The sequence below is a fragment of the Falsiroseomonas oryziterrae genome, assembly GCF_021864505.1.
Lineage (GTDB): Bacteria > Pseudomonadota > Alphaproteobacteria > Acetobacterales > Acetobacteraceae > Falsiroseomonas > Falsiroseomonas oryziterrae.
Map to the genome: position 1 here is coordinate 1 of NZ_JAKJIB010000280.1, position 5,626 is coordinate 5,626.

Here is a 5,626-nt window from a genome sequence, read left to right on the forward strand (position 1 = left end):
CGACGCGCGCGATGACGCTCGCCCGTCGCGCGGTCCTGTCGGCCTCCCTCGCGCTCGTCCTCGCGCCAGCCGCGCGCGCGCAGATGCCCGCGCCCGGCCGCCGCGCCTGGGCGGACCAGATGCGGGAGGTGCGCATCGGCCTGATCGGCGGCGAGAACGAGGCCGACCGGCTGGTGCGCTTCGGCGGCTTCCGCGCACTGGTCGAGAGCCATTTCCAGGTGCCGACGCGGGTCTTCGCGGCCGGCGACTACGCCGGCATCGTGCAGGGCTTCGCCGCCCGGCAGCTCGACGTCTGCACCATGGGCCCGCTGCCCTATGCGCGGATCTGGCTCGACACCAACGGCAACATCGAGCCCCTGGTGGTGGCGCGCGACGATGACGGCACGACGTCCTATGTCGCCGTCATGTATGTCCGCGCCGACAGCGGCATCCGCAGCCTCGAGGAGATGCGCGGCCGCAGCCTCGCCTGGGCCGACCCCAACTCGACGTCGGGCTTCCTCGTGCCGCGCTCCGAACTGCGCGAGGCCGGCATCAACACCGACACCTTCTTCAGCCGCACCGGCTTCGCCGGCGGGCACGAGCAGGCGATGGTCGCCGTACTGAACCGCCAGTTCGACGCCGGCGTCACCTGGGCGTCGGGCGTCGGCGACAGGTCGCAGGGCTACACCCGCGGCGCGCTGCGCGCGCTGGTGGAGAAGGGCATGCTCGACATGGCGCAGATCCGACTGATCTGGCGCTCGCGCCCGATCCCGAACGGGCCGACCGCGGTGCGGCGCGACCTGCCGCAATCCTTCCGCGACGACATGCGTGGCTTCATGCTGGCGCTGCCCACCACGCATCCCGACATCTTCCGCCAGATCGAGCGCGGCGCCGCGGCCGGCTACGCCGCCGCCGAGCACGCCATGTTCGAGCCCGTCATCGCCATGGCGCGCGCCGAGGCGGCAGCCCGCCGCGCCCGCTGATCCAGCGCATGTCCGTCAGCCTCGCCAGCCCCGCCATCGCGACGTTCGAGCGCCGCCGCGCCGAGCTGCTGTCGCAGCGCCGGCGCGCCACGCTGCTCTATGGCGGGCTGCTGCTGCTCGCGCTGCTCGTCTCCGCCTGGGTGAGCGAGGTGAGCCCGGCCAAGATCGCCGAGGGCATCCCGCGCTTCGGCGAGTATTTCGCGCAGACCATCCCGCACCTGACCTGGCAGCACCTCTTCGCCGGCACGCAGCAGGAAGGCTCGCTCGCCTACTGGTTCTACCGGCTCGACGAATGGGCCTGGCTGCTGCTGCAGACCGCCAACATCGCCGCCTTCGCGACGCTGCTCGGCGCCGCCATCGCCTTCGTCCTCGCCTTCCTCGCCGCGCGCAACGTCGCGACGCGCCCCTGGCTCGCCGCCGGCATCCGCCGCCTGCTGGAAGGCTGCCGCACCGTGCCGGAGATCGTCTTCGCACTGATCTTCGTCTGGGCCTTCGGCATCGGCCCGCTGGCCGGCATCCTCGCCATCGCGCTGCACACCATCGGCGCACTGGGTAAACTCTTCGCCGAGGTGATCGAGAACGCCGATCTCGGCGCCGCCGACGGCGTGAAATGCGCCGGCGGCAACTGGGTGCAGCAGATGCGCTTCGGCGTGCTGCCCGGCATCGCGCCGAACCTCCTCAGCTACGCGATCCTGCGCTTCGAGATCAACGTGCGCGGCGCCAGCGTGATCGGCTTCGTCGGCGCGGGCGGCATCGGGCAGGAGCTCTATGCGGTGATCGCGCAGAACTACTACGAGGAGATCAGCGCCATCGTCGTGCTGATCATCGTCACCGTCGCCCTCATCGACCTCGGGTCCGAACGCCTCCGCCGCGGCCTGACGGAGACCACGCGATGACGCCCGAGGAGATCGCCCTCGCCCGCGCCCGCGTCCCGGCTGCCTTCGCCGATCCCTGGCACCGGCGGGCGCTGCGCTGGGGCCTCTGGCTCGGGCTCATCGCCTGGATCGCGCTCACCGCCTGGGCCTTCGACATCACGCCGCAGCGCATCGCGAACGGCCTCGGCAATCTCGGCGTCATCGTCGGGCTGATGATCCCGCCCTCGCCCGGCGAGCATTGGGACGAGATCGCGCGCAGCATGGCCGAGACGGTGGCGATGGCCTTCCTCGGCACCTTCGTCGCCGCGCTGGTCGCCGTGCCGCTCGGCTTCCTCGGCGCCGGCAACGTGGTGACGAACTGGCTCTTCCACTTCTCGCTGCGCCGGCTCTTCGACGGCTTCCGCGGCATCGACCAGCTGATCTGGGCGCTCGTCTTCGTCCGCGCCGTCGGCCTCGGGCCGCTCGCCGGCGTCATGGCGATCGCGGTCGCCGACGTCGCCGTGCTGGCGAAGCTCTATGCCGAGGCGATCGAGAACGCGGAGCGCCGCCAGATGGAGGGCGTCCGCGCGGTCGGCGCGAAGCCCTCGCTGGTCGTGCGCTTCGGGCTGCTGCCGCAGGTCTTTCCGGTGATGCTCGCCCAGGCGCTGTATTTCGTGGAGAGCAACACGCGCTCCGCCTCCGTCCTCGGCATCGTCGGCGCCGGCGGCATCGGACTCTCGATCGCCGAGCGCATCCGCATCCGTGCCTGGGACGAGGTCGCCTTCATCATCATCTGCCTGCTCGTCACCGTCGCGGTCATCGACATCCTGTCGGCCCGCATCCGCGTGCGTCTGATCGGGACGCGGGAGGGCGTCGTCCGCCACTGAGCGCGGCCGCGGGCCGGGCGGCCCGCGCCTAGCGCTCCAGCAGGAACTCCACCCGGCGGTTCTGCGCGCGCCCTTCCGGATTGTCGCGCCCATCCGGCAAGGCGTTGGGTGCGACGGGCTCGGCCTCGCCGCGTCCCTCGACGACGACCGGCGGCATCGCCTCCCCCGCGCGCGCTTCCAGCCAGCGCTGGACCGCCCTCGCGCGACGCAGCGACAGGTCGCGATTCGTCCCCTCGTCGCCGACCGAGTCCGTATGCCCGACGATGGTGATGGCGCGCGGCCGGAGGGTGCGGATCAGCTCGGCCACCTCCTGCAGCCCTTGCGCCGCCTCCGGCCGCAGCTGGTCGGCGCCGAAGGGAAACAGCACGTCGCCGGACAGGTTCAAGGCCACGCCGCGCCCGGTCTCGCGCCGTGCCAGGCCGCCGCGCGGCGCGGCCGCCACCTGCTCCACCCGGATGGAGCGCCCATCCGTCGCGATGCGCGGCGGCGGGCCGTCACCGGCCAGCGACCAGCGGAAGTCCAGCGTCTCGCCACGAAGGCTCACCCGGGCATTGGGCTGCAGCTCCGCCCGGATCTCGCTGGCATTGCCCTGCACCTCGAGGCTGCGGCAGCCGCCGGTGAGAACCACCTGGTTGCGCTCGCCGCGCACCACCACGTCGCGGCCGGCGCAGTCCAGACTGCGGGACTGCGCATTCCCTTCCAGGATCAGCGGGCCGAGGGCCTGGGCCCAGGCGGGGCCGTGGGCGGCGGCCAGCAGGCCGAGCACGGGCAGCAGGCGGCGCATGGGCAGGTCTCCGTGTGTCGCCCCCGTAACGCGCGAGATGCCTGCCGGTGGCGCCCGGCCACCCCTGCCGGCCATCGCCTTCCGCCCCGCTTCGCCCTATAGGGCGCCGCAAAAGCCGGTTGAGGTCCCGCAATGAACGACGCCACCCCCGCCCAGACCGCCGCCCGCACCAGGGTCACCGCCATCGCCGGCGACGGCATCGGGCCCGAGGTGATGCGCGCCACCCAGCAGATTCTCGCCGCCGCCGGCGCCCAGGTGGACTGGGAGGACGCGCTGGCCGGCGCCGAGGCCTTCCGCAAGGGCATCGCCACCGGCGCGCCGAAGGAGACGCTGGATTCCATCGCCCGCAACGGCGTCGCGCTGAAGGGACCGCTCGAGACGCCGGTCGGCTTCGGCGAGAAGTCGGCCAACGTCACGCTGCGCAAGGTGTTCGAGATGTACGGCAACATCCGCCCCGTGCGGGAATTGCCCGGCATCCGCACGCCCTTCGCGGGGCGCGGCATCGACTTCGTCGTGGTGCGCGAGAATGTCGAGGACCTCTACGCCGGCATCGAGCACATGCAGACGCCGGGCGTCGCGCAGTGCCTCAAGCTGATCACCGAGGTCGGCTGCGAGCGCATCGTCCGCCTCGCCGCGAGCCTGGCGCTGGCCGAGGGACGCAAGAAGGTCACCGTGGCCCACAAGGCCAACATCATGAAACTCACCGAAGGCATGATGAAGCGCGTCGGCGAGCAGGTGCTGAAGGAATACCCGGACCTGCAGCACGAGAGCATGATCGTCGACAACTGCGCCCACCAGATGGTGATCCGCCCCGAGCAGTTCGACGTCACGGTCATGACCAACATGAACGGCGACATCCTGTCGGATCTCGCGGCCGGTCTCGTCGGCGGCCTCGGCGTCGCGCCGTCCGCCAATCTCGGCGACGCATGCGCGATGTTCGAGGCGGTGCACGGCTCCGCCCCGCAGATCGCCGGCAAGGGCCTCGCCAACCCGACCGCGCTGTTGCTTTCGGCGGTGATGATGCTGCGCCACATCGGCGACTTCGCCACCGCGCGGAAGGTGGAGCACGCGCTCTACGTCACGCTCGAGGAGGGCAAGGACCTCACCGGCGACATCGCCGCCCCCGGCCAGGGCGTCGGCACGCAGGCCTTCACCGACCGCGTCATCGCCAATCTCGGCCGCGAGAGCGCCGCCGTGCCGGCGCGCGAGTACCGCCCGATCACACTGCAGCGCTGGCCGGCGATCACTTGGTACAAGGCGGCCGCGACTCGCGAGCTGGTCGGCGTCGACGTCTTCGTCGAGTCCGAGCGCGACCCGCGCGCCATCGGCATCACCCTCGCCGCGGCGGCGGAAGGCAGCGCCTTCACGCTGAAGATGATCTCCTCGCGCGGCACGCAGGTCTGGCCGGAGCAGGGCGGCAACACCTTCCTCGTGGACCATTTCCGCGCCCGATTCCTGTTCCGGGAGCCGCCGAAGGGCGACGCGGTCGCGGAGATCACCGACCTGCTGAACCGCATCGGCCGGCAGCATCGCTGGATGCATCTCGAGAAGCTGCAGCGCTTCGACGGCGCCGACGCCTTCAGCAAGGCGCAGGGCGAAGGCTGAACTGGCGCGCCGTTGGCGCGGGCCGCGTCCGCGGCCCGGCCGCGGGGCGCGGTCGTTCAGCTGCCCGGCAGCCACACCTCGAGCGTTCCCGGCGGCGGCTGCGGCACATAGGCGCGGAAGTCCTGGATCGCCCAGCTTCGGCCGAGGCGCCCCGCGAGTCGCGCCGCCGTCGCCTGATCCTCCTCGTGGAAGTAGCGCACCACCGGCGTCGAGGGCACGAAGGGCGAGGCGCGCACCGCCGTCACGTCGATGCCGCCGCCGCGCAGGGTCTGCACCACCTCCTCCGCCCCCGAAGCGGGTGCATTGGCGCGATGATGGACGAAGACCCGAAGCGGCCGGCCGGAGGCCTCGGCCACAGGTCCCGCCGGCGGGGCCTGCGCCCCGCTCGCCGTCGCGTCCGGCTGTGCGAGCTTGCGGCCCGGCATCTCGGCGCGGCGCCGCTCCACCTCCTGGCGCAGCGCCACAAGCTCCTGTTCCAGCTGGATGCGCTGGGCGCGCAGGGCGGCCAGCCGGGTTTCCTCGGCCAGCATTTCC

General features: G+C 72.1%; 6 protein-coding genes. 4 read left to right on the plus strand and 2 right to left on the minus strand.

All coding sequences use genetic code 11. The features are described 5' to 3' along the window. From phnD to phnE (L2I40_RS18070), 3 genes are all read left to right on the plus strand, one after another. On the plus strand, positions 1–962 hold a 962-nt coding region (gene phnD, locus L2I40_RS18060), incomplete at its 5' end, for a phosphate/phosphite/phosphonate ABC transporter substrate-binding protein (protein ID WP_308116436.1). A gap of 8 nt (positions 963–970) precedes the next feature. Then, complete coding sequence (gene phnE / locus L2I40_RS18065; protein ID WP_237216585.1) at positions 971–1,858, plus strand: phosphonate ABC transporter, permease protein PhnE; 888 nt, start codon at positions 971–973, stop codon at positions 1,856–1,858. Next, on the plus strand, positions 1,855–2,703 hold the full coding sequence (gene phnE / locus L2I40_RS18070) for a phosphonate ABC transporter, permease protein PhnE (RefSeq protein ID WP_237216586.1): 849 nt from the start codon (positions 1,855–1,857) through the stop codon (positions 2,701–2,703). Before phnE (L2I40_RS18065) ends, phnE (L2I40_RS18070) begins: the two co-directional genes overlap by 4 nt. Positions 2,704–2,731: 28 nt before the next feature. Here the strand turns inward: phnE (L2I40_RS18070) and L2I40_RS18075 are convergent, their stop codons facing one another. Further along, positions 2,732–3,487, minus strand: coding sequence for an OmpA family protein (locus L2I40_RS18075; protein ID WP_237216587.1), 756 nt, complete (start codon positions 3,485–3,487; stop codon positions 2,732–2,734). A 132-nt stretch (positions 3,488–3,619) separates the two neighbouring features. Here L2I40_RS18075 and L2I40_RS18080 point away from each other — a divergent pair, with 132 nt between their 5' ends. Continuing rightward, complete coding sequence (locus L2I40_RS18080; protein ID WP_237216588.1) at positions 3,620–5,092, plus strand: NADP-dependent isocitrate dehydrogenase; 1,473 nt, start codon at positions 3,620–3,622, stop codon at positions 5,090–5,092. A gap of 56 nt (positions 5,093–5,148) precedes the next feature. On the opposite strand, the gene L2I40_RS18085 is transcribed toward L2I40_RS18080, so the two are convergent. Then, positions 5,149–5,626: hypothetical protein (locus tag L2I40_RS18085; RefSeq protein WP_237216589.1), on the minus strand; the 478-nt coding region annotated here is incomplete at its 5' end.

What these genes read in the sequence shown, in the direction of transcription:
- L2I40_RS18080 (WP_237216588.1), top strand. Translation starts at nt 3,620, where the DNA reads ATGAACGACGCCACCCCCGCCCAGACCGCCGCCCGCACCAGGGTCACC.
- L2I40_RS18075 (WP_237216587.1), bottom strand. Translation starts at nt 3,487, where the DNA reads ATGCGCCGCCTGCTGCCCGTGCTCGGCCTGCTGGCCGCCGCCCACGGC.
- phnE (WP_237216586.1), top strand. Translation starts at nt 1,855, where the DNA reads ATGACGCCCGAGGAGATCGCCCTCGCCCGCGCCCGCGTCCCGGCTGCC.
- phnE (WP_237216585.1), top strand. Translation starts at nt 971, where the DNA reads ATGTCCGTCAGCCTCGCCAGCCCCGCCATCGCGACGTTCGAGCGCCGC.